This window comes from Microbacterium sp. NPDC091676, assembly GCF_044756645.1.
Lineage (GTDB): Bacteria > Actinomycetota > Actinomycetes > Actinomycetales > Microbacteriaceae > Microbacterium > Microbacterium paraoxydans_D.
Genome location: NZ_JBIVTI010000001.1, coordinates 1,116,303 through 1,137,847 on the forward strand (window position 1 = coordinate 1,116,303; position 21,545 = coordinate 1,137,847).

The window sequence follows — 21,545 nt, forward strand, 5'->3', positions numbered from 1 at the left end:
GACGATCGGCGAATGCAACCACTTCCGGATCAGCCCTCCGTGAGTGCGACGTACGCGTCGCGGTCCAGCAGTCCGTCCAGCGCGCCGGCGGCGACGAACACCTTGAGCAGCCAGCCTCCCTCGAAGGGCTCGGCGTTGACCAGCGAGGGGTCGTCGACGACGGCGTCGTTGATCTCGACGACGGTGCCGGCGACCGGGGCGTAGAGCTCCCCGACCGACTTGGTGGACTCGATCTCGCCGACGACGGAGCCGGCGGTCAGCTCGGTGCCGACGGCGGGGAGCTCGACGAAGACGACGTCCCCCAGCTTCTCGGCGGCGTAGTCGGTGATGCCGATGGTGACGGTGTCGCCGTCACCGGCGATCCATTCGTGCTCGTCGGTGTAGCGGAGTGCGCTGAGATCGGTCATTTGTTCCTCCGGTAGAAAGGCAGGGCGGTCACGGTCGCGGGGATGCGGGTCCCCCGCACATCAAGGAATACTGCGGTTCCCTCCTCGGCGGAAGAAGGGTCGACGAAGGCCATCGCGATGGGGTGGCCCAGCGTCGGGCTCAAAGCGCCGCTGGTGATCTCGCCGATCGGAGAGCCGTCGGCGTCGACGACCGCGTAGCCGGCGCGGCCGGCGCGTCGCCCCTCCGCCGTCAGGCCGACGAGGATGCGGGCGTCGTCGGCCTGCGCCGGTGCGTCCTTGCCGACGAAACGCTCCTTCGCGGCGACCACGACGCGGCCGAGGCCGGCCTGGGCGGGTGCGGTGTCGAGGCTGAGCTCATGCCCGTACAGCGGCATGCCCGCCTCCAGGCGGAGCGTGTCGCGCGCGGCGAGGCCGGCGGGCACCAGGCCCTGCGGGGTCCCGGCGTCGACCACGGCGTCCCACAGCGCGGTCGCGTGGGCGGCCGGGACGAGGAGCTCGAAGCCGTCCTCCCCGGTGTAGCCGGTGCGGGCGAGGAGCAGCGGTTCCCCGGCGAACGACGCGGTCGCCCACGCGTAGTACTTCTGCTCCGCCCAGGGGACGCTGACGTCGGCGATGCCCGCCGTCGCCGCGAGGATCTCCTCGGCCCGCGGGCCCTGCACGGCGATCAGCGCGTAGTCGTCCGAGACGTCGGCGACCTCCACGGGGCCGGCGTCCGCGTCCGCCACCCGCGCGGCGAGCGCCTGCCCCACGGCGTCGCGGTTACCCGCGTTGGAGATGATGAGGAAGTCGTCGTCGGCCAGGCGGTAGACGATCACGTCGTCGACGATGCCGCCCTCGGGCGTCAGCAGCAGCGAGTACTTCGCCTTGCCGATCGCGAGCGCGGACAGCCGCCCGGCGAGCGCGTAGTCGAGGAAGGCCGCGGCACCGGCGCCGCGGACCGAGAACTCCGCCATGTGCGAGATGTCGAAGATGCCCGCCGCCTGCCGCACCGCGTGGTGCTCGGCGAGGTCGGACGTGTAGCGCACCGGCATCTGCCAGCCGCCGAAATCGGTGAAGGAGGCGCCGAGCGCCTCATGGCGCTCGCGCAGCGGGGTGTAGCGGGGGTCGGACATGGAGTTCTCCCGGGCTGGGTCGGGCGGGACGACGACGTCGCCCCTGGGAACTCCCCCTCTGTCATGGGCCTGAGAGCTTCGCCCGCGCGCGTGCACAGGGCTTTCACCGTCGGCGGATCCCCCGGTGCTCGGGATCGCTTTTCAGAGCGGCCGGACCTCCGCGGTACGCGTACCTGAGAGATTGGCGGGGAGGCTTGCTCCTTCGGTGCCCGGCTGCATGCGCCGGGGCTCTCCCGCGTCGGTCGTTCGGCCTGTCTTCGATTGTGGGTTCAGTCTAGCGGTCTCCCCCGCCCGCTCAGGAGCCCAGGGCGAGCTCCGCCCGGACCTCGTCACGGAGCCTGCCGAGGTTCTCCGGCTCCGGGGCCGCCGCCAGGAGGGTCCTGGTGTACTCGTGCTGCGGGTTCAGGATCACCTCGTCGGCCGTTCCCCGCTCCACGACGTCGCCCTGGAAGAGGACCATGATGTCGTCGGAGAAGTGCCGCGCGGTCGCGAGGTCGTGCGTGATGTAGAGGACGCCGAGGTTCTCCTCGCGCTGCAGCTCGGCGAGCAGGTTGAGCACGCCGAGACGGATCGACACGTCGAGCATCGACACCGGCTCGTCGGCCACGATGAACCGGGCGCCGGGGGCGAGGGCCCGCGCGATCGCCACGCGCTGCCGCTGCCCGCCGGAGAGCTCGTGCGGACGCCGTTCGGCGAAGCTCTCCCCCGGGGTGAGCCGCACCCGCTCCAGCAGCTCGATCGCCCGCGCCCGCACCTCGCCGCTGTCCAGCTTCGGGTGGTGCAGCCGGATCGGACGCTCCAGGTGATGGACGATCGTGTGGAACGGGTTGAGTGAGGCGAACGGGTCCTGGAAGACCATCTGCACGTCCGACCGGTAGCGCTCGAGAGCCGTCCCCCGCGTACCCGACTCCTCGCCGTCGAGGAGGATGCTTCCCGAGGTCGGCGTCTCCAGCTTCATCAGCATCCGGGCGATGGTCGACTTGCCCGAACCGGACTCGCCGACCAGAGCCGTGGTCCGCCCCGCCTCCAGCGTGAACGACACGTCCTTCACCGCGTGCAGAACGCTCGTGCGGAACCCTGACCGCAGGTGGAAGTCCTTGACGAGGTTCCTCGCCTCGAGGGTGCCGTCGCGCCTCGTCCCGTCCCCGCTCATCGGATGACCTCCTGGTTCACGCCGCCGCTGCGGACGAAGTCGCCCCGCTCGCCCGTGAGGGACGGGAAGCTCGACAGCAGCCGCTGGGTGTACTCGTGCTGCGGGTTGCGGTAGATCTCCTCCGCGGTGCCCTGCTCGACGATCCGCCCCTGCAGCATGACCGCGATGCGGTCGCTGATCTCGATGAGCATGGGCAGGTCGTGCGTGATGAAGATGACGGCGAAGCCGAGCTTCTCGCGCAGGCGCATGATCTCCCGGATGATGCCGCGCTGCACGACCACGTCGAGCGCCGTGGTGGGCTCGTCCATGATCATGACCTGCGGGTCGAGCGCGAGCGCCATCGCGATCATCATGCGCTGGCGCATGCCGCCGGAGAGCTCGTGCGGGAAGCTCGTGAGCCGGCCGGGGTCGACGCCGACGAGCGTGAGCAGCTCCTCGGCGCGCTCCTGCTTGGCCTTCTTCGACATTCCGGGACGGTGGGTGTCGAAGATGTCGAAGATCTGCGCGCGGACCGAGATGACGGGGTTGAGGGAGTTCATCGCCCCCTGGAAGACCATCGAGATCTTGTCCCAGCGGAAGGCGCGCAGCCCGTCCCCGTCGAGTCCGACGACGTCGATGTCATGGCCGTCGCGGTCGTGGAACACGATCTCGCCGTCGGTCATCAGCGCCGGCGCCTTGAGCAGCCGGTTCATCCCGTACGCGAGGGTCGTCTTGCCGCAGCCCGACTCCCCCGCGAGTCCGAGGATCTCGCCGCGGTGGAGCGTCAGCGAGACGTCGCGGACGGCTTTGACGGGCGGGTCGACCTCGTACTCGATCGAGACGTTCCTGGCGGTGAGCACGGCGTCGCTCATGCGGTGACCCCCTTCTCCTTCGCGGCCTTGCGCAGACGACGGGCCGCATCGGGCGCGTTGCGCAGCTTCGGGTTGATGACCTCGTCGATGGCGAAGTTGATCAGCGCCAGTCCTGCGCCGAGGATCGCGATCATGATGCCCGGCGGCACGAACCACCACCACGCCCCTCGACCGAGAGCCTGGCCGGACTGGGCGTCGTTGAGGATCGAGCCCCAGGTGATCGAGGAGTTCGGACCGAGGCCGAGGTAGGACAGGCCCGCCTCGCCGAGGATGGCGAAGATGATCGCGAAGAGGAACTGCGCGGTCAGCAGCGGGAGCAGGTTCGGCATGATCTCGACGAGGATCACCCGGAAGGACTTCTCCCCCGCCACCTTCGAGGCGTAGACGTAGTCGCGGGTGCGGAGCGAGCGGGTCTGCAAACGCAGCACGTACGCCGCCCCGGCCCACGAGGTGATGCCCAGGACGAAGGCCACGAGCTGCCAGCTGCGCTGCGGCACGAAGGAGGCGATCACCATGACCAGCGGCAGTCCGGGGATGACGATCATGACGTTGGTCAGGAGAGCGAGGACGTCCTCCCGCCAGCCGCCGAGGTACCCGGCCAGGACGCCGAAGAGGAGGGAGAGCACGATGGCGATGCCGCCGGCGGTGACGCCGATGAGCAGCGACCCCTGCGCCCCGACGGCGAGCTGCGCGAGCACGTCGTTGCCGAGCTTGGTCGTGCCCAGCCAGTGCTCCGCCGAGGGCGCGGCGAGGGCGGGGTTGTCGGTGCTGCGCGGGTTCTGCGTGAAGAACGGCGCGATGATCGCGAAGAGCACGATGGCGAGCACGAGCACGGCCCCGACGATGAACTTCGGCGACGTGCTGGGCAGGATCCGGCGGCGCCGGCGCTCCTGACGCTGGGTGGCCAGGGCGACGGTGCCCTCGGGGGCGACGGTGGGAGGCTCCTCCACGAGGAGCGGGTTCTTCGTGTCAGACATTCTGGCGAGCCCTCGGGTCGATGAAGCCATAGACGAGGTCCATGAAGAAGTTGGCGACGAGCACCGTGAGGGTGATCACGAGGAACAGTCCCTGCATCAGCGCGTAGTCGTTGTTGGTGACGGCCTGGAACATGAGCTTGCCGACGCCCGGGTAGGTGAACACCTGCTCCATGACGATGGAGCCGGCCACGACGAACCCGAGCGTGATCGAGAAGCCCGCGATCGACGGGATGGCCGCGTTGCGGGCCGCGTACGTCGTCATGATGCGCCGCGGCCGCAGTCCCTTGGCCTCGGCGGTGAGGACGTAGTCCTCGGCGAGCGTGGAGACCATCATGTTGCGCATGCCGAACATCCAGCCCCCCACGGAGCTGATCACGATCGTGATCGCGGGGAGGAGCGAGTGGGCGACGGCGTCGGTGAAGAACGCCCAGGTCGGCTCCGGGCCGTCCGGGAAGTCGAAGACGTCGTAGCCGCCGAACATCGGGAACCAGCCGAGCCCGACCGCGAAGACGGCGATGAGGACGAGCGCGAGCCAGAAGTACGGGATGGACTGCAGCACGGTGGTCGCCGGGATGAGGTGGTCGACCCAGGTGCCGCGCTTCCACCCGGCCCAGGCGCCGAGCACGACGCCGAGCAGGAAGGAGATGACCGTCGCGGTGCCGACGAGCACCAGCGTCCACGGCAGGGCGCCGGCGATCAGCTCGGCCACCGGGGTGGGGAACTTGGTCACCGACACCCCGAGATCGCCGCGGAGCATGCGTCCCCAGTAGGCGAGGTACTGCTCCCAGAGGGACGCATCGTCGCCGCCGAGCAGGAGCTTGATGTTGCGGATGGTGGTCTCGGAGACCTCTCCGCCGGCCCGCTGCATCTTGGCGATCATGATGTCGGCGGGATCCCCCGGCATGAGCCGGGGAAGCAGGAAGTTGATGGAGATCGCAGCCCACAGCGTGAACGCGTAGAACCCGATCCTTCGTGCATAGAACTTCATGTCACTCGTCCTGACTTCCTGCTTCCCCTGCTCCTCTCGTGACTCAGCCGGCGGGCTTGATCTGCGTCAGCACGTATCCGGCGGCGATGGCGCCCCAGGACGGCGGGAACGCGTAGAGGTTCTCCTCGGTCGGCCAGCCGGTGTAGTCCTTCGTGTTGTAGAAGGTCTGCGTGGCGTTGATCACGAGCGGGATGTAGGGCACGTCGTTGACGATCGCGTCCTGGATCGTGGCGTAGAGCTCCTTGCGCTCGGCCTCGTCCTCGGTGCTGATGGCCTGCTGGATGGCGGCATCGACGGTGGGGTTGTTGTACCGGCTGAAGTTCCAGCGCCCCGGGGGGATCTCGGTGCCGACCGGGCTGGTGGACTGCACCTCGGTGCCGCCGAACCAGTCGCGGTAGATCTGGAACGGGTCGGCGATGGTGGTGCCGACCACGCCGCCGACGATGAGCTGGAACTCACCGGACTGGCGGGCGTCGACGAACTCCTGCCACTGCACGGTCGACGCGGTGACCTTGATGCCCGCGGCCTCGGCCTGCTCGGAGATCAGCTTGGCGGCGTCGTTGTAGTCCGTCCAGCCGTCGACCGAGATCAGGCTGAGTTCGACGGGAGCGCCGTCCTTCTCGTAGATGCCCGACGAGCCCTTCGTGTAGCCGGCGGCCTCGAGGATGGACGCGGCCTCCTCGACGTTCGCCTCCTGCGGGCTGACCTCGTACGCGTCGTCCGTGAGCCACTTCTCATCGCGCGGGAGCAGCGTGTAGGCGGGCGAGACGTCGGCGGTGAGGCCCACGAACGCCTTGTCCTTGATGGTGGCACGGTCGACGGCGACGTTCAGCGCCTGCCGGACGGCGACGTCCGTCTGCGGGCCGGTGCAGCCGAGCTCGGCGTTCGAGCAGGTGTAGAGCACCGTCGGGTCCTGCGGCGTGTTGATCCACTCGATCTTGCCGTTGGCGGTCGCGTCGTCGGGATTCGGGATGAACATCCCGGTCCAGTCCAGCTCGCCCGCCGTCACGAGATCCTGCGCGGTCTGGTTGTTGTCGACGGCGATGTACTGGACCTTCTTGATGGCCAGCTCGTCGGCGCCGCGGTAGTTGTCGTTCGCGACCAGCGTGTAGGACTCGCTCGTGGTCTTGTCCACGACGTACGGGCCCGATCCCACCGGCTCCTCGTTCGTGAAGTTCGCGAAGTCGTCGACGTCTTTCCAGATGTGCTCGGGGAGGATGTAGCTCGACCCCATCCGCTGGAACTCCGTGGTGTACTGCGCGATGCCGTAGGTGAGCACGACCGTGGTGTCGTCGGTGGCCTCCGCGGAGACCAGCTTGTTGCCCTCGGGGTTGTTCGCCTCGTACTGGAAGGTGAAGGCCACGTCGGCCGCGGTGAGCGGCTCGCCGTCGCTCCACTTCAGGTCGGGCTTGATCTTCACCGTGATCTGCGTGCCGTCTTCGTTGTATTCGAAGGACTCGCCGATGAGGCCGATGGGCTCCTCGTCCTTGGTCTTGTTGTAGAAGAACAGGGGCTCGTAGATCGGGCCGAGTGCGCCGTGGAGCACGTTCGGGGCGAACGGGTTGTAGTTCGTGGTGATCGGCGTCGTGCTGCCGGCCCAGACGCGGAGGGCGCGGTCGCTGGACGCGTTGCCGCCCTCGTCGCCATTGCCGCCGCCGCCGCAGGCCGTCAGGCCCAGGGCGAGGACCGAGGCCCCCGCGATCGCGGTGAGCGCGATCTTGCGCTTTCCGTTAGGGATCATTCTTCATTTCCTCTCGGTGCTGCACTGCAGGAGGGATTCTCCGGTTGGAGCCGAACCCCGGGCGGGGTTCACGGGAACCCCGGGAGGTGGCCTGCGGCCGCCCTCGAAGGGGTTTGTTAGGACAGTAACCTAACAAACCCACTCCGGGGGGACAAGCCTTCCCGTGGGCGGGAGATAACGTTTCGGACTCGACGCCTTCACTCGTCATGAACGCGCACTAAAGGTCACCGTGACACTAAGATCGGACGCGGAGGTTAAGGTGCCTATGACTCGAAGTGCGGACATCCGCGTCGCCGTCTCGACGGTGATCCTCACGCTGCGCCGCGGCGACGACGGTCCCCCCGTGCTCGCGCTCCCCCTCGTCCGCCGCACGCGCGAGCCGTTCGCGGAGGCCTGGGCACTGCCCGGCGGGTGGCTCACCCCCGAGGAATCACCGGTCGACGCGGCGGGCCGCACGCTCGCCGAGACGACGGGCCTCGCCCCCACCTACCTGGAGCAGCTCTATGCCTTCGGCGCCGTCGACCGCTCCCCCACGCGGGTCGTCTCGATCGTGTACTGGGCGCTGCTGCGTCAGGACGACGTGGAAGCCCAGATCACCGCGCACCGGGCGTCCGGGCGTGCGCCGGAGAACGTGGAATGGTTCGATGCCGACGACCTGCCCGCGCTCGCCTTCGACCATCGCGAGATCATCGAGTACGCGCTCTGGCGCCTGCGCAACAAGGTCGGCTACAGCCGCGTGGCCCAGGGGTTCCTCCCCGCGGAGTTCACGCTCGCCGAGCTCCGCGAGGCGTACGAGTCGATCCTCGGGCGTCCGCTCGATCCCGCCAACTTCCGGCGGCAGGTGGAGACGGCGGGCAACCTCACCCGGACCGACCGCTTCCGCACGGGCAGCCACCGACCCGCCCGCCTGTACCGCGATGACACCGATGTCGAGCTGGCCGACCGCGGCCCGCTCCGCCCCGAGGAAACGAGAGCCCGATGAGCATCACCTCCGTCCCCCTGCCCCTCGTGCCTGCGGCTGATCCCTCCGTCGACCACGCCATCCAGGCCATCGTCGGCGGGGCCTCCACCGACGCCACCTGCACCACCGACCTGGCCGTCGGGCCCTGGGACTTCGACACGCGCCCGGGGTACGGGCCCGGCTCCTCCATGGGCGACGTCATCCCGACCGGGGCTCCCCGGCAGGGAGAGCTCCCCGCCGCCTACCGCGAAGCGGGCGAGGATGAGCTCCACCGACGCATCGAGGCGGCCAAAGCCGCGCTCGGGGACCGGGTGGTGATCCTCGGCCACTTCTATCAGCGCGAGGAGGTCGTGACCCATGCGGACGAGGTGGGCGACTCGTTCCAGCTCGCCACTGCCGCCACGATGCGACCGGATGCGGAGGCGATCGTCTTCTGCGGCGTGCACTTCATGGCGGAGACCGCCGACCTCCTGTCGCAGCCCGATCAGGCGGTGATCCTGCCGAACCTGGCCGCGGGCTGCTCTATGGCGGACATGGCCGACATCGATCAGGTGGAGGAGTGCTGGGAGCAGCTCGCCGACGTGCTGGGCGACCTCGACACCCCGGACGAAGACGGCCGCGTGCCGGTGATCCCCGTCACCTACATGAACTCCTCGGCGGCGATCAAGGGCTTCGTCGGGCGGCACGGCGGCATCGTGTGCACCTCGTCCAACGCCGTAACGGTCCTGGAATGGGCCTTCGCCCGCGGCCGTCGGGTGCTCTTCTTCCCCGACCAGCATCTGGGCCGCAACACCGCGAAGGCCATGGGGGTGCCTCTCGACCGGATGCCGCTGTGGAACCCGCGGCGCGCGCTCGGCGGCTCCGCCCCCGAGGAGCTCGTCGACGCGCAGGTGATCCTCTGGCACGGCTTCTGCTCCGTGCACCGTCGCTTCACCGTGGCGCAGATCGACCAGGCCCGCGCCGAGCACCCGGGAGTCCGCGTGATCGTGCACCCGGAGTGTCCGATGGAGGTCGTCGACGCGGCCGACGAGGCCGGCTCCACGGAGTACATCCGCCGCGCCATCGCCGAGGCCACGGAGCCGACGACCTTCGCGGTCGGGACCGAGATCAACCTCGTGCGCCGCCTCGCCGCGCAGTACCCGCAGCACCGGATCTTCTGCCTCGACCCGGTCGTCTGCCCGTGCTCGACCATGTACCGCATCCACCCCGGCTACCTCGCGTGGGTGCTGGAGGAGCTGGTCGCCGGCCGCACGCCGAACCGGATCACGGTCTCCGCCGATGTCGCGGCCCCCGCCCGGCTCGCGCTCGAGCGGATGCTGGCCGCCAAGCCGCCGACGGCGGTCGGGGCACGATGAACCTCGTCGTCGTCGGCTCCGGCATCGCCGGGCTCACCGCCGCGCTGCACGCGCACGAGACCGGGCACACGGTGACGGTCGTGACGAAGGGCGGCCTCGGGGGCGGATGCACGCCTCTCGCGCAGGGCGGTGTGGCCGGCAGCTACGGGCCGGGCGACGGCGCGGCCGCGCATGCCGCCGACACGATCAGTGCCGGAGGGGGCCTGTGCGATCCGGCCGCCGTCGACGCCCTCGTGGCGGACGGCGCCGCCCGGATCGCCGAGCTCCTCGCCCGCGGCGTCGCCTTCGATCGCGCACCGGACGGCTCTCTCGCCCGCGGACGGGAGGCCGCGCACGCCCATGCCCGCATCCTGCACGCCGGAGGTGACGCCACCGGCGCCGCGATCTCCGCGGCGCTGTGCGCAGCCGTTCGCCGTGCGTCCATCACCGTCTGCGAGGGGACGATGCTCCTCGACCTCGTGGTCGAGGCGGGACGGGTCCGCGCGATCACGGTCCTCCGCGACGTGGACACGGCCGAGATCCGGGCCGACGCCGTGATCCTCGCGACGGGCGGGGCGGGGCAGCTCTACGCGCACACGACGAACCCGGCGGAGACGACCGGCGACGGCATCGCGGCGGCCCTGCGCGCCGGTGCCGCCGTCGCCGACCTGGAGTTCGTGCAGTTCCACCCGACCGCGCTTCCCGGCAGCCCGGTCTTCCTGCTCTCCGAAGCCATCCGCGGCGAGGGTGCCGTGCTCCGCGACCACGAAGGCCGACGGTTCGTGTTCGACAGCCACCCCGACGGCGAGCTCGCCCCGCGGGATGTCGTCGCGCGCGCCATCGCCCGACAGGCCGCCCGGCAGGGAGCGCCCGTGCACCTCGATGCCACCGGACTGGGCGCGGACGCGCTCGCCCGCCGCTTCCCCACCATCGACCGGGTGACGCGTGCGCGCGGTTTCGACTGGTCGAGGGAGCCGCTGCCGGTGACCCCCGCCGCCCACTACCTCATGGGCGGCGTCGTCACCGATCGCCACGGACGGACCACGGTCCCGGGGCTCTACGCCGTCGGCGAGACCGCCCGCACGGGGGTGCACGGAGCGAACCGGCTCGCGTCCAACTCCCTCCTCGAAGGCGCCGTGTTCGGGGCCAGGGCCGCCGCCGCGCTGGACGGACCGTGGCCCGCTGCCGTCGACATCACCCCGTGTCCGTCACCGACGGACGCGGCGGACGCGGATGTCGCACCGGAGACGCTCCCCCCGTTCGACCGCGCCGGGCTGCAGCGGCTGCTGTGGGAGGAGGTGGGCCTGCACCGGACCGGCTCGGGCCTGCGGCGCGCGCTCCGGATCGTGCGCGGATGGGCCGTCGAGACGCCGCCCGCGTCCGACGCCCGCACGCACGAGGACCGGAACCTGCTGCAGGTCGCCGACGCCACCATCCGCGCCGCCCTGGCCCGCCCCGTCTCAGTCGGCGCCCACCACCGCGACGACCTCGCCCCCGCCGCACCGAGGGCGGCACACGCACCGATCCTGGAGACCGCCTGATGCTCACCCGCGCCACCCTGCACCGCGTCGTCGGAGCCGCACTGGAGGAGGACGCCCCGTGGGGCGACCTCACCAGCACCACCCTGCTCCCGGCGGTGACGACCGCCACGGCCGACCTCGTCGCCCGCGAGGACGGGGTCTTCAGCGGCGGCGAGGCCTTCGCCGCCGCCTTCCTCCTCACCGATCCCGATGTCATCGTCGACCTGCACGTGGGCGACGGCGATGCCTTCGCGGCCTCCGACGTGCTGGCCACCGTGACCGGGCCGGCCCGCGCGGTCCTCACCGCCGAGCGCGTCGCCCTGAACTTCGTGCAGCGGATGTCGGGCATCGCGACCCTCACCGCCGCCTACGTCCGCGAGGTCGGGGGAACGCGGGCGCGCATCGCCGACACCCGCAAGACGACGCCCGGACTGCGGGCGTTCGAGCGGCACGCCGTGGTGTCCGGCGGCGGCCGGAACCACCGGTACTCCCTCTCCGACGCGGTCATGGCGAAGGACAACCACCTCGCGGTGCTCCAGCGGTCCGGGCTCGACCTCGCGACGGCTCTTCGCGAGGCGCTCTCGCGGCTGCCGCACACCGCCCACGTCGTCGTCGAGGTCGACCGTCTCGACCAGATCCCGGCGGTGCTCGACGGCGGCGCGCACACCGTGCTCCTGGACAACTTCTCCCTCGACGATCTGCGCGCCGGCGTGGCCCTCATCGGCGAGCGCGCCACCGTGGAGGCCTCGGGCGGCGTCGATCTGACCACCGTCCGCGCCATCGCCGAGACCGGGGTGGATGTGATCTCGGTCGGCGCCCTCACGCACTCCGCGCGGGCGCTGGACCTCGGACTCGACCTTCGGATCGACTGAGTCCGTGCTGTACCTCGACCACGCCGCGACGTCGCCGGTACGCCCCGAGGTGCGGGCGGCCATGGAGCCCTTCCTCACGGAGGTGTTCGGGAACCCCGCCAGCCACCACACCGCGGGCGAGACGGCGGCGCGCGCGCTGGAGGACGCCCGCGCCCGGGTCGCCCGCGTCGTCGGGGCGCGGGTCGGCGACGTCGTCTTCACCGGCGGCGGCACGGAGGCGAACAACCTCGCCGTGAAGGGACTCGCCCTGGGAGCGCTCGCCTCCGGGCGGCGACGCGTCGTGGTGTCCCCCATCGAGCACGAGTCGATCCGGGAGTCGGCGGCGTACCTCGCGCGCTTCCACGGGGTGACGGTGGCGATGCCCGCGGTCGAGGGAACCGGGCGGATCACGCCGGACGCCCTCGACACGGTGCTCACCGACGACACGGCCGTCGTGTCCGTCGGACACGCGAACAACGAGATCGGCACCGTCCAGGACATCGCGGCGCTCCGCGAGGTCGTCCGCGCCCGCCGCGTGCCGCTCCATATCGACGCGGTGCAGTCGGCCGGCTGGCTGCCCCTGCACGAGCTGGACGCCGACGCCGTGTCGATCGCCGGGCACAAGCTCGGTGCTCCCAAAGGCACCGGGGCGCTCGTCGTCCGCGGACGCTTCCCACTGGAACCGCTCCTGCACGGCGGCGGTCAGGAGCGCGGACGGCGGTCCGGCACCGTCGACGTCGCCGGAGCGGTGGGCCTGGCGACGGCGCTGGAGCTCGCCGAGCGGGAGCGTGAGCACGCGGCGCCGCGGGTGCGGGCCGCCACGGCGCGCTTCATCGCCGAGGTGACCTGGCGGGTGCCCGACGCCGCGCCGACAGGGGATCCCGTGCACCGGCTCCCCGGCACCGCGAGCTTCACCATCGCCGGTGTGAGCGGCGAGGCGGTGCTGCTGGAGCTGGAGCGCCGCGGGGTGATCTCATCCAGCGGCTCCGCCTGCGCGGCCGGCAGCGACGAGCCCTCCCCCGTGCTGCTCGCGTGCGGCATCGCCCCCGAGGTCGCACAGACGGCCGTGCGGTTCACCTTCGGGCGCGCGGCCCTCCCGGCGGACGCTCCCGAGCGCCTCGCCGCACTGGTCGCGGAGGCGGTCGACGCCGTCCGCGGCTGACGGACGGCCTTAGACTCGGCGGAGTGACCGCCCCCACCCCGATCGTGACGCTGATCGTGCCCGGACGCGACATCGCCGCGTTCGCCCCCGCCGCCCTCGACTCCCTCCGCGCGCAGACGGACGAGCGGTGGCGTGCCATCCTCATCGACGACGGCTCCACCGACGACACGGGAGCGATCTTCGCCGACGCCGCCGCGAGGGATGCCCGCTTCACCGTGGTGCGGCATGAGGCTTCCGTCGGGCTCGGCGCCGCGCGCAATGTCGGCCTCGCGCGGGTCGACACGCCCTTCACGGGCTTCCTCGACGCGGATGACGAGCTGATGCCGGACGCGCTGGCGACCCTCGTGGGCACGCTCGAGCGCACGGAGAGCGACTTCGCCGCCGGCGCCTACGTGCGGCTGCGTCCCCAGGGGCGAGGATACGTGCCCGGCCGCGTGCAGCCGTGGGTGGCCGCGGCGACCTCACCGGCTCGTCTCGGCACCACCCTCGCGGAGCATCCGCAGGCCGTGTCGAACATCGTCGCGTGGTCCAAGGTGAGCCGCACCGACCTGTGGACCGACCTGCGGTTCCCGGAAGGGGTGGCCTACGAGGACCAGGTCGTCGCGCAGACGATGTACACCCGGGCGCGCACCTTCGACGTGCTGCCCGACGTCATGGTGCGGTGGCGCGTCCGAGCGGACGGCACCTCGATCACCCAGAGCAAGGCGCAGCTCCCCGTGCTCCGCGACTACCTCGCCGCACTCCGCGGCGGGATCCGCGTCCTGCAGGAGGCGGGCGCGCACGCCGCCGTGACCGCCCGGCTCGACCTCATCCTCGCGATGGACGTCGCGCCGCTCCGGGAGATCGCGGACACCCATCCCGACCCCGCCTACGCGGCGGAGGTCTCCGCGTTCCTGGCCGAGCTGCGTGCCCTTCCCGAGTTCGCCGACGCCCGCCCCGACCCCACCCTCGCCGACGCCCTCGCGTGGTGAGCCCCGCCGGAAGGACCCCCGCATGACCGACTACCTCTCCTCGCTCTTCGCGCTCGAAGGCCGCACCGCCGTCGTGACCGGCGGCAGCTCGGGCATCGGCCGCGGCATCGCGACGGCGCTCGCCCGGGCCGGCGCGGCGACGGTGATCGTCGCCCGCGGTGCGGAGCGCATCGCCGAGACCGTCGAGGAGCTGAACGCGCAGGGGTGCCGGGCCGCGGGCGTCGTCGGCGATCTGGGCTCCCGCGACGGCATCCGCGCGGTCGCGGAGGCCGCGGCCGTCCCCTTCGGCGAGCCGGACATCCTCGTCAACTCCGCCGGCATCAACATCCGTCCGCCCTACGCCGAGATCACCGAGGCGGACTGGGACGCGACGATGACCGTCAACGCGCTGGCCCCGTTCCTCCTCGGTCAGCGCTGGGCGCAGGGCATGGCGGCGCGCGGCTACGGGCGGCTGATCCACATCAGCTCGCAGCAGGCGCACCGGGCATTCGTGGGCAGCGGGGTCTACGGCGCCTCCAAGGGCGCTGTCGAGTCGCTCATGCGCTCGGAGGCGGAGGCCTGGGGCGGCACCGGCGTGACGAGCAACACCCTCGTCCCCGGATTCGTCCTCACGCCCCTGAACGCCCGCCTGCAGGAGGATCCCGCCACGATCGCGGCCCTCGCGGCCCGGACGATGGTCGGACGCAACGGCCTCCCCGAGGACTTCGCCGCAGCCGCGGTCTTCCTCGCCGGCCCGGGCTCGGCCTATGTCACCGGTCAGTCGCTGTTCGTCGACGGCGGGCTCTCCGTCCACTGACCCTCGCGGTCGTCACCCGTCGGTCGGGCGCGGCCGGGAGTCGGTGCTCGATGCCGTCGGCAGCGGGACGCCCGTCGTCAACGCCACGACGGCATCGGCCGCGGCGGAGTCCTCCGGCTCGCGGTCGGCACGGCGCGCGGCGAGACCGGCCTCGACGCCCTCTTCGACGCCCCCGCGGATGGCGGCCTCCTCCTCGGCCTCCGCTTCCCTCTCGGCGTCCAGCACGCGCGACGCGGCCACCTGCTGCGCCGCCAGCTCGGCGTAGAGGCCGCCCTGCGCGAGCAGCTCGGCGTGGGTACCCGACTCCACGATGCGTCCCGCCTCCAGCACGTGGATCACGTCCGCCCCCATGACCGTCGACAGGCGGTGCGCGATCGACAGGGTGGTGCGCCCCTTCGCCGCCTCGTCGAGGGCTTCCTGCACCACGCGCTCGGACACGGTGTCCAGGGCGGAGGTCGCCTCGTCGAGCAGGAGCACCGGCGGATCCTTCAGGAGCACGCGCGCGATGGCGATGCGCTGCTTCTCGCCCCCGGAGAGCCGGTACCCGCGCTCCCCCACGACCGTGTCGTAGCCCTTCTCGAAGCCCGCGATGATGTGGTGGATGTTGGCCGCGGTGCAGGCGGCGACCAGCTCCTCGTCCGTCGCATCGGGCTTCGCGTAGCGGAGGTTCTCCCTGATCGTCGCGTGGAACAGGTAGGTCTCCTGGGAGACGATGCCCACGTCGTCGATGATCGACTCCTGGGTGAGCGTGCGCACGTCCGCCCCCGCGAACAGGACCGCGCCGCCCTTGGCCTCGTACAGTCGAGGCGCGAGGTAGAGGATCGTGGTCTTGCCCGCGCCGGAGGGGCCGACGAAGGCGACGTGCTGCCCGGGCTCGGCCACGAAGGAGACCCCGTGCAGCGTGGGACGCGAGTCGGCCGCGGCATCCGGATACCGGAACACGACGTCCCGGAACTCGATGCGGCCGCGCGGGCCCGGTGCCTGCGCCACGGCGATCGCATCGGGGGCGTCGGTGATCTCGGGGACGAGGTCGAGGTACTCGAAGATGCGGGCGAACAGCGCGGACGAGGTCTGCAGATCGAGCGAGACCCGCATGAGCCCCATGAGCGGCATGAGCAGCCGCGCTTGGACCGTCGTGAAGGCCACGACCGTACCGGCGGTGATCGCTCCCGTCCCGCCCGCGATGAGGTATCCGGAGACGAGGTAGATGACGGCGGGGACGCTCGCCATGATGACCTGGACGACCGCGAAGAAGCCCTGCCCGCTCATGGCGCGGCGCACCTGGAGGCGCACCTGGTTGCGGTTCTCCTGCTGGTAGCGCTCGGACTCGGTGCGCTGGCGGTTGAAGGCCTTGGAGAGCAGCATGCCGGAGACGCTCAGCGTCTCCTGGGTGATCGAGGTCAGCTCGGACAGCGACTCCTGGGTCTCCCCCGCGATGCGGGCGCGCACCTGACCCACGCGTCGCTGCACGAGCACGAGGAACGGCATGAGCACGACGGCGATGAGGGTGAGGCGCCAGTCGATGAGGATCATCGCCACGAGGGAGGCGATCACCGTGACGGCGTTGCCGAGGATGCTGGTGACGGTGTTCGTCAGCACGCCGGAGACGCCGCCGACGTCGTTCTGCAGCCGGGACTGGATCACCCCGGTCTTCGTCCGGGTGAAGAAGCCGAGCTCCATGGCCTGCAGGTGCTCGAACAGCCGCACCCGGAGGTCGCCCGTGACGCTGTTGCCGACCGTCGCCGTGAGCCAGGTCTGCGCGACGCCGAGGACGGCCGAGAAGAGGAAGAGGCCGACCATCGCCCCGACGAGCACGCCGAGCAGCGAGAGGTGGGGACCGCCGCCGTCGACGGGGAACAGCGCGTCGTCGAAGATGCGCTGCACGAGGAGCGGCGGGATGACCGCGATGCCCGCACCGAGGACCACGAGGACACCGGTGAAGAGGATGCGCCACCGGTAGGCGCTGAACAGGGCGACGACCCGGGTGCCGAGTCCGTCGATCTTCGGAGCCTCCGCGTTGAGCCGACGCTGGGCGTCCTCGTCCACGCCGCGGAAACCGCCCCGCGGACCACCGCCCATCCCGCCCATGCTCATGGCGCCAGCGTACTCACCCCCCCCCCCCCCCCCCCCGGGACACGGGCTCCGCTGTCCCGACGTTCAGCGATATCCCAGATTTCGGAATGAAATGTCCGCCCGACCCGTTACGCTGAATGACTCTCGCGAACTCTCGCACCTTCCTCTTCTCTCCGATGCCCTGGAGGCCGCCCATGTCTGCCGTCGATACCGGCTCCATCACGACGCCCCCCGCATCGAGCGGGGGCATCCCCCGCAAGGACATGCGGGTCATCTGGCTGCTGCTCATCGCCGCCTTCGTCGCCATCCTCAACGAGACGACGATGGGCATCGCGATCCCGCACCTGAACACCGACCTCGGCATCCCGCCCGAGCTCGGCCAGTGGCTGACGAGCGCGTTCATGCTCACGATGGCGGTGGTCATCCCGACCACCGGCTTCATCCTGCAGCGCTTCACGACGCGGCAGGTCTTCATCGCCGCGATGACGGCGTTCTCGCTCGGCACGCTCGTGGCGCTCGTCGCGCCCGGCTTCTCCGTGCTGCTCGTGGGCCGCGTGATCCAGGCGGCAGGCACCGGCATCATGATGCCGCTGCTGATGACGACGATCATGAACGTCGTGCCCGCGCAGTCGCGCGGCCGCATGATGGGCCGCGTCGGCCTCGTCATCTCGCTCGCGCCCGCCATCGGCCCGACGCTCGCGGGCGCCGTGCTCGACGCGTTCAACTGGCGCGCGCTCTTCGCGATCGTGCTGCCCATCGCCCTGATCTCGCTCGGCATGGGCGCGAAGTGGATGACCAACCTCGGCGAGACCCGCAAGGCCCCGCTGGACGTGCTCTCCATCCCGCTCGCGGCGCTCGGCTTCGGCGGCATCGTCTTCGGACTCAGCCAGTTCGGCGGCGAGGGCGGATCGGGCGGCACGACCGGCGTCATCGCCCTGGTCGTCGGCGCCGTCTCGCTCGCCCTGTTCGTCTGGCGCCAGCTCGTGCTGCAGCGGGTCGACGACGCTCTCCTCGACCTGCGCGTGTTCCGCTCGGCGAACTTCTCGCTGGCCGTCGTGATCATGACGATCCTCGCGCTGTCGATGTTCGGTACCCTCACGCTGCTGCCGCAGTACCTGCAGAACGTCGCCGGGCTCACCGCGCTGGAATCCGGCCTCATCCTGCTGCCCGGTTCGGTGCTGATGGGTCTCCTCGGCCCGATCATGGGTCGCGTGTACGACGCGAAGGGCACGCGCCCGCTGCTCATCCCGGGCACGATCCTCGTCTCGGCGGCCCTGTTCTTCTACTCGACGGTCGGCGAGCACACCGTGTGGTGGCTGCTGATCATCGTGCAGGCGGCCATGTCGGTCGGCCTCGCGATGTCGTTCACGCCGCTGTTCTCCTCGTCGCTGGGGTCGCTGCACCGTTCGCTGTACTCGCACGGCTCCGCGGTGCTGAACACGCTGCAGCAGGTCGGCGGCGCGGCCGGCGTCGCGCTGCTCACGGTCACGTACTCGGCCATCCTGCACGCCGGCGAGGACGAGGGCCTGTCGCGGGCGGTGGCGGGTGCCCCCGGTGCGCGGACGGCGTTCCTCATCGCGGCGATCATCTCGCTCGCGGCGGTCGCGCTCAGCCCGCTGGTGCGCAAGCCCGCCGACGACATCGGCGATGCGGCGCACGGCGGTCACTGACCGCGAAGAGACACCGACGGCGTCTGCTGCTCACCGCTCCTTGGGGGCGGGGATGTGGCAGACGCCGTTGCTGCAGTAGCCGGCGGCATCGCCGTCGAGCAGCTCGATCGCACCCGGCAGCGGCTGCAGCCCGAGCGGCGCGTCCTGCCCGGTGTTCTCCTGCTTCGATTCGGTCATCCCTCGATCGTACGCCTGCCAGGAGCACCGGGCGCCGCACGCTCTTCTCTGCGCCCCGGGAGCGGCGTATCGTTCCCGGCGAGGGGGTGCGCACCCTCGCCGCGCCCCCGGAGCCGAGGAGGCGCCATGATCATCCATCCTCCCGAGCGGGCCACCGCGACCGGCCACGTCGCCGCGATGTACGAGAGCGACCTCGCCGACGACGGCATCGTGTTCGCGCACACCAGGGCCATGGCCGTGAACCCCGAAGCCCATGCCGCCTTCGAGGCCCTCGTCCGCGCGATCGTCCCGTCGATCGGCGTGCCGATCTACGAGGCCGCGACCCTCGGGGCGGCGCGGGCCCTCGGATCCGCGCACTGTCTGCTCGCCCACGGCCGCCGCTCCCTCCGCGCCGGCGTCGTCGACGAGGCGGGACTCGCCGCCTTCGCCGCCGGAGACGACCGCGGTTTCACGGAGCAGGAGCAGGCCGTGATCCGCTTCGCCGCGCGCCTGTCGACCGATCCGTCGGCGATGACAGACGCGGATGCGCAGGAGCTGCGCGACCGAGGGTTCAGCGATCGGCAGATCGTGGACATCACCCTGGCGGCGGCGGCACGCAACTACTTCAGCAGGGCGCTGCTCGCGCTCGCCGTCCCCGTCGAGGACGTCCCCGGGCTGGACTCCGGCCTCACCGCGGCCCTCGCCCACGCCACTGCGACCGCGCCGACAGGCGATCGATAGGCCGCTCCCCTTAATCTGGACGGATGCTCCGACGATTCCTCGCCCGCGTGTACTGGGCCGTCAGCCGGTGGACCCTCGTCGCCGACGCCGCCCCCACGCGTCCGACCGTCCTGATCGGCGCCCCGCACACCTCGAACTGGGATTTCGTGCTCATGCTCGCGATCGCGTGGCGGCTGGGCATCGACGTGCACTGGCTGGGCAAGAAGAGCCTGTTCCGCGGCTGGCGCGGCCCGATCATGCGCGGCCTCGGCGGCATCGCCGTCGACCGGGCGGATCCGGCGCGCGTCGTCGGCGAGGTCGTGGACCAGGTGCACGCCGGGACGGTGTTCGGCCTCGTCGTCACCCCCGACGGCACCCGCGGCGGCAACGAGTACTGGAAGAGCGGCTTCTACCGCATCGCACGGGCCACCGGCATGCCGGTCACCCTCGGCTTCGTCGACCGTCCCACCATGACGACGGGCCTCGGACCGACGATCGACCTCACGGGCGACGTGGCCGCCGACATGGACCGGATCCGGGCGTTCTATGCGGACAAGCACGGCGTGCGCCCCGAGCGTCGCACGGAGCCGCGGCTGCGCGAGGAGACCGCCGTGCAGCCGGAGGACTGACGTCTCAGTCCGCTGCGGGGGCGTGGTCCCGGGCGTAGGCGAGGTCGTCGTCGGACAGCGACTCGATCATCCCCACCACCGCTCCCGTGATCTCCCGGATCTCCTCGCGGACGTCGTCGTCGAGGTGCCGTGACCCGCTGTCGATGACCGCACGACGCGCCTCGTCTGACAGCTCGGGCCACCATTCGTCGATCGGGGGCAGGGTCATCTCGGGTCCTTTCCTGAGGCGTCTCCGGCGGGCCGCGCAAGGTCCTGGACAGCGGCGGATCGTGCCCACGAGACTATCGCCATGAGAGCAGAACCCCGTGGCGCCGCGGACGAGCGCGACGACGGCCGCGACGAGACCCCGAACGAGCGCGCGGACCGCAACTGGGAAGAGCTGCTGCAGGAGCTCCGGGTGATGCAGACCGGCACGCAGATCCTCACCGGCTTCCTCCTCGCGGTGGCGTTCCAGCCGCGCTTCACCGACATGGACGAACTCCAGCGCGACCTGTACGTCGTGCTCGTGGCGCTCGCGGCGCTGGCCACCATCCTCGCCCTCGCCCCGGTCGGCATCCACCGTGCCCTGTTCGGCAGCCGGCTGAAGCCGGAGCTCGTCCGGACGGCGGCGCGGCTGGTGAAGATCGACCTCTTCGTGATCGGGGCCCTCACGATCGGCGTCACGACCCTCATCGTCGACTTCACGGTCAGCAGGACCGCCGGGATCGTCGCGCTCGTCGCGTCGCTCGTGCTCGTGGTCGGACTCTGGATGGCGCTGCCCGGCCTGCTCCGGCGCGCCCGATCGCGAGTGCACCCCCACACGGAACCGCCGCCCCCGTCGGCGTGAGCGCGACGAGGACGGCGGTCGGACGGCGGGACGTCAGCGCCCGGCGGGGCTGCGGTTCTCCGCGCTCACCATCCAGGCGAACTGCTCCAGTCGCTCGATCACGGCGTGCAGCAGATCGGCCGACGTGGGGTCCTCCTCGTCGACGGCATCGTGCACATCGCGAATCGTCCCCACCGCGGCCTCCAGGCGCGCGGTGACGAGGTCGATGGTCTCCGTCGTGGACACCTCGCCGGTCGGGAACTCCGGCAGCGTCGTCGTCTTCGCGATCGTGGCGCTGCGTCCGTCCGGGACGGCGTGCAGAGCGCGCATGCGCTCCGCGATGGTGTCGCTGAACGTCCGGGCGTCCTCGATGATCTCGTCGAGCTGACGGTGGGTGTCGCGGAAGTTGCGTCCGACGACGTTCCAATGCGCCTGCTTGCCCTGCAGCGAGAGTTCGAGGAGATCGACGAGCACGGCCTGCAGGTTCGCCGCGAGGGTCGGGGATGCGGTGAACCCCTTCTCCGCGTTCTGCTGGCGCGTGGTCTTGACGCCTGCCTTCGCCGCCCCGTTCTTGCTGCTGGAGCTGCCGGACTTCTTGGTCTTCGTGTCTGCCATGGTGTGACCTCCTCCCGGCACGGTAGCCCGCAGCGCGGCCCGTTCCGAGGGGG

The 21,545-nt window shown here is 71.1% G+C and carries 22 protein-coding genes and 1 riboswitch; of the genes, 11 read left to right on the forward strand and 11 right to left on the reverse strand.

Annotated elements, in window-relative coordinates; translation table 11 throughout:
- Positions 1 to 29 precede the first annotated feature (29 nt).
- The 7 genes from gcvH to ACIQID_RS05570 all read right to left on the reverse strand — a co-directional run bounded on the left by gcvH (position 30) and on the right by ACIQID_RS05570 (position 7,229).
- Positions 30 to 407 (reverse strand): glycine cleavage system protein GcvH, encoded by a 378-nt coding sequence (gcvH, locus tag ACIQID_RS05540; protein WP_400282704.1) that lies wholly within the window; start codon positions 405 to 407, stop codon positions 30 to 32.
- Positions 404 to 1,519: a glycine cleavage system aminomethyltransferase GcvT gene (gene gcvT / locus ACIQID_RS05545; RefSeq protein WP_400282707.1), complete on the reverse strand. Its 1,116-nt coding sequence runs from the start codon at positions 1,517 to 1,519 to the stop codon at positions 404 to 406. The genes gcvH and gcvT overlap by 4 nt, the downstream gene beginning before the upstream one ends.
- A gap of 151 nt (positions 1,520 to 1,670) precedes the next feature.
- Positions 1,671 to 1,765: riboswitch (glycine riboswitch) on the reverse strand.
- A 49-nt stretch (positions 1,766 to 1,814) separates the two neighbouring features.
- The gene (locus tag ACIQID_RS05550; protein ID WP_331202533.1) at positions 1,815 to 2,672 is read right to left on the reverse strand and encodes an ATP-binding cassette domain-containing protein; all 858 of its coding nucleotides are present in this window, start codon (positions 2,670 to 2,672) and stop codon (positions 1,815 to 1,817) included.
- A complete protein-coding gene (locus ACIQID_RS05555) occupies positions 2,669 to 3,523 on the reverse strand; it encodes an ABC transporter ATP-binding protein (RefSeq protein ID WP_268777760.1) in 855 nt (284 codons plus the stop codon). The genes ACIQID_RS05550 and ACIQID_RS05555 overlap by 4 nt, the downstream gene beginning before the upstream one ends.
- Positions 3,520 to 4,500 carry an ABC transporter permease gene (locus ACIQID_RS05560; RefSeq protein WP_136050930.1) on the reverse strand — a complete coding sequence of 327 codons (981 nt, stop codon included), beginning with the start codon at positions 4,498 to 4,500 and terminating at the stop codon, positions 3,520 to 3,522. Before ACIQID_RS05560 ends, ACIQID_RS05555 begins: the two co-directional genes overlap by 4 nt.
- On the reverse strand, positions 4,493 to 5,488 hold the full coding sequence (locus ACIQID_RS05565; RefSeq protein WP_312673225.1) for an ABC transporter permease: 996 nt from the start codon (positions 5,486 to 5,488) through the stop codon (positions 4,493 to 4,495). Before ACIQID_RS05565 ends, ACIQID_RS05560 begins: the two co-directional genes overlap by 8 nt.
- 43 nt (positions 5,489 to 5,531) lie before the next feature.
- Positions 5,532 to 7,229, reverse strand: coding sequence for an ABC transporter substrate-binding protein (locus ACIQID_RS05570; protein WP_400282713.1), 1,698 nt, complete (start codon positions 7,227 to 7,229; stop codon positions 5,532 to 5,534).
- Between the two features lie 265 nt (positions 7,230 to 7,494).
- Here ACIQID_RS05570 and ACIQID_RS05575 point away from each other — a divergent pair, with 265 nt between their 5' ends.
- From ACIQID_RS05575 to ACIQID_RS05605, 7 genes are read left to right on the forward strand one after another with little or no spacing between them, the layout of a single operon-like run.
- On the forward strand, positions 7,495 to 8,211 hold the full coding sequence (locus ACIQID_RS05575; RefSeq protein ID WP_400282716.1) for an NUDIX hydrolase: 717 nt from the start codon (positions 7,495 to 7,497) through the stop codon (positions 8,209 to 8,211).
- Complete coding sequence (nadA, locus tag ACIQID_RS05580; RefSeq protein WP_400282719.1) at positions 8,208 to 9,545, forward strand: quinolinate synthase NadA; 1,338 nt, start codon at positions 8,208 to 8,210, stop codon at positions 9,543 to 9,545. Before ACIQID_RS05575 ends, nadA begins: the two co-directional genes overlap by 4 nt.
- On the forward strand, positions 9,542 to 11,065 hold the full coding sequence (nadB, locus tag ACIQID_RS05585) for an L-aspartate oxidase (protein WP_400282722.1): 1,524 nt from the start codon (positions 9,542 to 9,544) through the stop codon (positions 11,063 to 11,065). Before nadA ends, nadB begins: the two co-directional genes overlap by 4 nt.
- The gene (gene nadC / locus ACIQID_RS05590) at positions 11,065 to 11,916 is read left to right on the forward strand and encodes a carboxylating nicotinate-nucleotide diphosphorylase (RefSeq protein ID WP_400282725.1); all 852 of its coding nucleotides are present in this window, start codon (positions 11,065 to 11,067) and stop codon (positions 11,914 to 11,916) included. The genes nadB and nadC overlap by 1 nt, the downstream gene beginning before the upstream one ends.
- A 4-nt stretch (positions 11,917 to 11,920) precedes the next feature.
- Complete coding sequence (locus tag ACIQID_RS05595; protein ID WP_400282728.1) at positions 11,921 to 13,057, forward strand: cysteine desulfurase family protein; 1,137 nt, start codon at positions 11,921 to 11,923, stop codon at positions 13,055 to 13,057.
- A 23-nt stretch (positions 13,058 to 13,080) separates the two neighbouring features.
- Positions 13,081 to 14,028, forward strand: a complete 948-nt coding sequence (locus tag ACIQID_RS05600; protein ID WP_400282731.1) for a glycosyltransferase family 2 protein — start codon at positions 13,081 to 13,083, stop codon at positions 14,026 to 14,028.
- Positions 14,029 to 14,050: 22 nt separating this feature from the next.
- Entirely contained in the window at positions 14,051 to 14,824 is a 774-nt protein-coding gene (locus ACIQID_RS05605) for an SDR family NAD(P)-dependent oxidoreductase (protein ID WP_400282734.1), read from the forward strand.
- A gap of 12 nt (positions 14,825 to 14,836) precedes the next feature.
- Here the strand turns inward: ACIQID_RS05605 and ACIQID_RS05610 are convergent, their stop codons facing one another.
- Positions 14,837 to 16,912 (reverse strand): ABC transporter ATP-binding protein, encoded by a 2,076-nt coding sequence (locus ACIQID_RS05610; RefSeq protein ID WP_400285672.1) that lies wholly within the window; start codon positions 16,910 to 16,912, stop codon positions 14,837 to 14,839.
- A gap of 179 nt (positions 16,913 to 17,091) precedes the next feature.
- Between ACIQID_RS05610 and ACIQID_RS05615 the strand changes: the two genes are divergently transcribed.
- Complete coding sequence (locus ACIQID_RS05615) at positions 17,092 to 18,567, forward strand: MDR family MFS transporter (RefSeq protein ID WP_400282737.1); 1,476 nt, start codon at positions 17,092 to 17,094, stop codon at positions 18,565 to 18,567.
- Positions 18,568 to 18,597: 30 nt separating this feature from the next.
- On the opposite strand, the gene ACIQID_RS05620 is transcribed toward ACIQID_RS05615, so the two are convergent.
- Positions 18,598 to 18,744 carry a hypothetical protein gene (locus ACIQID_RS05620; RefSeq protein WP_167627859.1) on the reverse strand — a complete coding sequence of 49 codons (147 nt, stop codon included), beginning with the start codon at positions 18,742 to 18,744 and terminating at the stop codon, positions 18,598 to 18,600.
- 126 nt (positions 18,745 to 18,870) lie between these two features.
- On the opposite strand from ACIQID_RS05620, the gene ACIQID_RS05625 reads away from it, so the two are divergent.
- Both ACIQID_RS05625 and ACIQID_RS05630 read left to right on the forward strand, forming a co-directional pair.
- Positions 18,871 to 19,464, forward strand: a complete 594-nt coding sequence (locus ACIQID_RS05625) for a carboxymuconolactone decarboxylase family protein (protein WP_400282741.1) — start codon at positions 18,871 to 18,873, stop codon at positions 19,462 to 19,464.
- Between the two features lie 23 nt (positions 19,465 to 19,487).
- Positions 19,488 to 20,072: a 1-acyl-sn-glycerol-3-phosphate acyltransferase gene (locus ACIQID_RS05630; RefSeq protein WP_400282744.1), complete on the forward strand. Its 585-nt coding sequence runs from the start codon at positions 19,488 to 19,490 to the stop codon at positions 20,070 to 20,072.
- Between the two features lie 4 nt (positions 20,073 to 20,076).
- Here ACIQID_RS05630 and ACIQID_RS05635 read toward each other — a convergent pair whose 3' ends face one another.
- Positions 20,077 to 20,280 carry a hypothetical protein gene (locus ACIQID_RS05635; protein WP_312673245.1) on the reverse strand — a complete coding sequence of 68 codons (204 nt, stop codon included), beginning with the start codon at positions 20,278 to 20,280 and terminating at the stop codon, positions 20,077 to 20,079.
- Between the two features lie 81 nt (positions 20,281 to 20,361).
- Between ACIQID_RS05635 and ACIQID_RS05640 the strand changes: the two genes are divergently transcribed.
- Complete coding sequence (locus ACIQID_RS05640) at positions 20,362 to 20,898, forward strand: DUF6328 family protein (protein ID WP_400282748.1); 537 nt, start codon at positions 20,362 to 20,364, stop codon at positions 20,896 to 20,898.
- Between the two features lie 33 nt (positions 20,899 to 20,931).
- Here the strand turns inward: ACIQID_RS05640 and ACIQID_RS05645 are convergent, their stop codons facing one another.
- Complete coding sequence (locus ACIQID_RS05645) at positions 20,932 to 21,492, reverse strand: Dps family protein (RefSeq protein WP_136050917.1); 561 nt, start codon at positions 21,490 to 21,492, stop codon at positions 20,932 to 20,934.
- Between the last annotated feature and the right edge of the window lie 53 nt (positions 21,493 to 21,545).

Coding starts and splice junctions, on each gene's coding strand:
- ACIQID_RS05605 (WP_400282734.1), top strand. CDS start 14,051: ATGACCGACTACCTCTCCTCGCTCTTCGCGCTCGAAGGCCGCACCGCC.
- ACIQID_RS05570 (WP_400282713.1), bottom strand. CDS start 7,229: ATGATCCCTAACGGAAAGCGCAAGATCGCGCTCACCGCGATCGCGGGG.
- ACIQID_RS05620 (WP_167627859.1), bottom strand. CDS start 18,744: ATGACCGAATCGAAGCAGGAGAACACCGGGCAGGACGCGCCGCTCGGG.
- ACIQID_RS05615 (WP_400282737.1), top strand. CDS start 17,092: ATGTCTGCCGTCGATACCGGCTCCATCACGACGCCCCCCGCATCGAGC.
- gcvT (WP_400282707.1), bottom strand. CDS start 1,519: ATGTCCGACCCCCGCTACACCCCGCTGCGCGAGCGCCATGAGGCGCTC.
- ACIQID_RS05565 (WP_312673225.1), bottom strand. CDS start 5,488: ATGAAGTTCTATGCACGAAGGATCGGGTTCTACGCGTTCACGCTGTGG.
- ACIQID_RS05560 (WP_136050930.1), bottom strand. CDS start 4,500: ATGTCTGACACGAAGAACCCGCTCCTCGTGGAGGAGCCTCCCACCGTC.
- ACIQID_RS05640 (WP_400282748.1), top strand. CDS start 20,362: ATGAGAGCAGAACCCCGTGGCGCCGCGGACGAGCGCGACGACGGCCGC.
- nadB (WP_400282722.1), top strand. CDS start 9,542: ATGAACCTCGTCGTCGTCGGCTCCGGCATCGCCGGGCTCACCGCCGCG.
- ACIQID_RS05645 (WP_136050917.1), bottom strand. CDS start 21,492: ATGGCAGACACGAAGACCAAGAAGTCCGGCAGCTCCAGCAGCAAGAAC.
- ACIQID_RS05625 (WP_400282741.1), top strand. CDS start 18,871: ATGATCATCCATCCTCCCGAGCGGGCCACCGCGACCGGCCACGTCGCC.
- ACIQID_RS05630 (WP_400282744.1), top strand. CDS start 19,488: ATGCTCCGACGATTCCTCGCCCGCGTGTACTGGGCCGTCAGCCGGTGG.
- ACIQID_RS05635 (WP_312673245.1), bottom strand. CDS start 20,280: ATGACCCTGCCCCCGATCGACGAATGGTGGCCCGAGCTGTCAGACGAG.
- ACIQID_RS05550 (WP_331202533.1), bottom strand. CDS start 2,672: ATGAGCGGGGACGGGACGAGGCGCGACGGCACCCTCGAGGCGAGGAAC.
- gcvH (WP_400282704.1), bottom strand. CDS start 407: ATGACCGATCTCAGCGCACTCCGCTACACCGACGAGCACGAATGGATC.
- ACIQID_RS05555 (WP_268777760.1), bottom strand. CDS start 3,523: ATGAGCGACGCCGTGCTCACCGCCAGGAACGTCTCGATCGAGTACGAG.
- nadA (WP_400282719.1), top strand. CDS start 8,208: ATGAGCATCACCTCCGTCCCCCTGCCCCTCGTGCCTGCGGCTGATCCC.
- ACIQID_RS05610 (WP_400285672.1), bottom strand. CDS start 16,912: ATGGGCGGGATGGGCGGTGGTCCGCGGGGCGGTTTCCGCGGCGTGGAC.
- nadC (WP_400282725.1), top strand. CDS start 11,065: ATGCTCACCCGCGCCACCCTGCACCGCGTCGTCGGAGCCGCACTGGAG.
- ACIQID_RS05575 (WP_400282716.1), top strand. CDS start 7,495: ATGACTCGAAGTGCGGACATCCGCGTCGCCGTCTCGACGGTGATCCTC.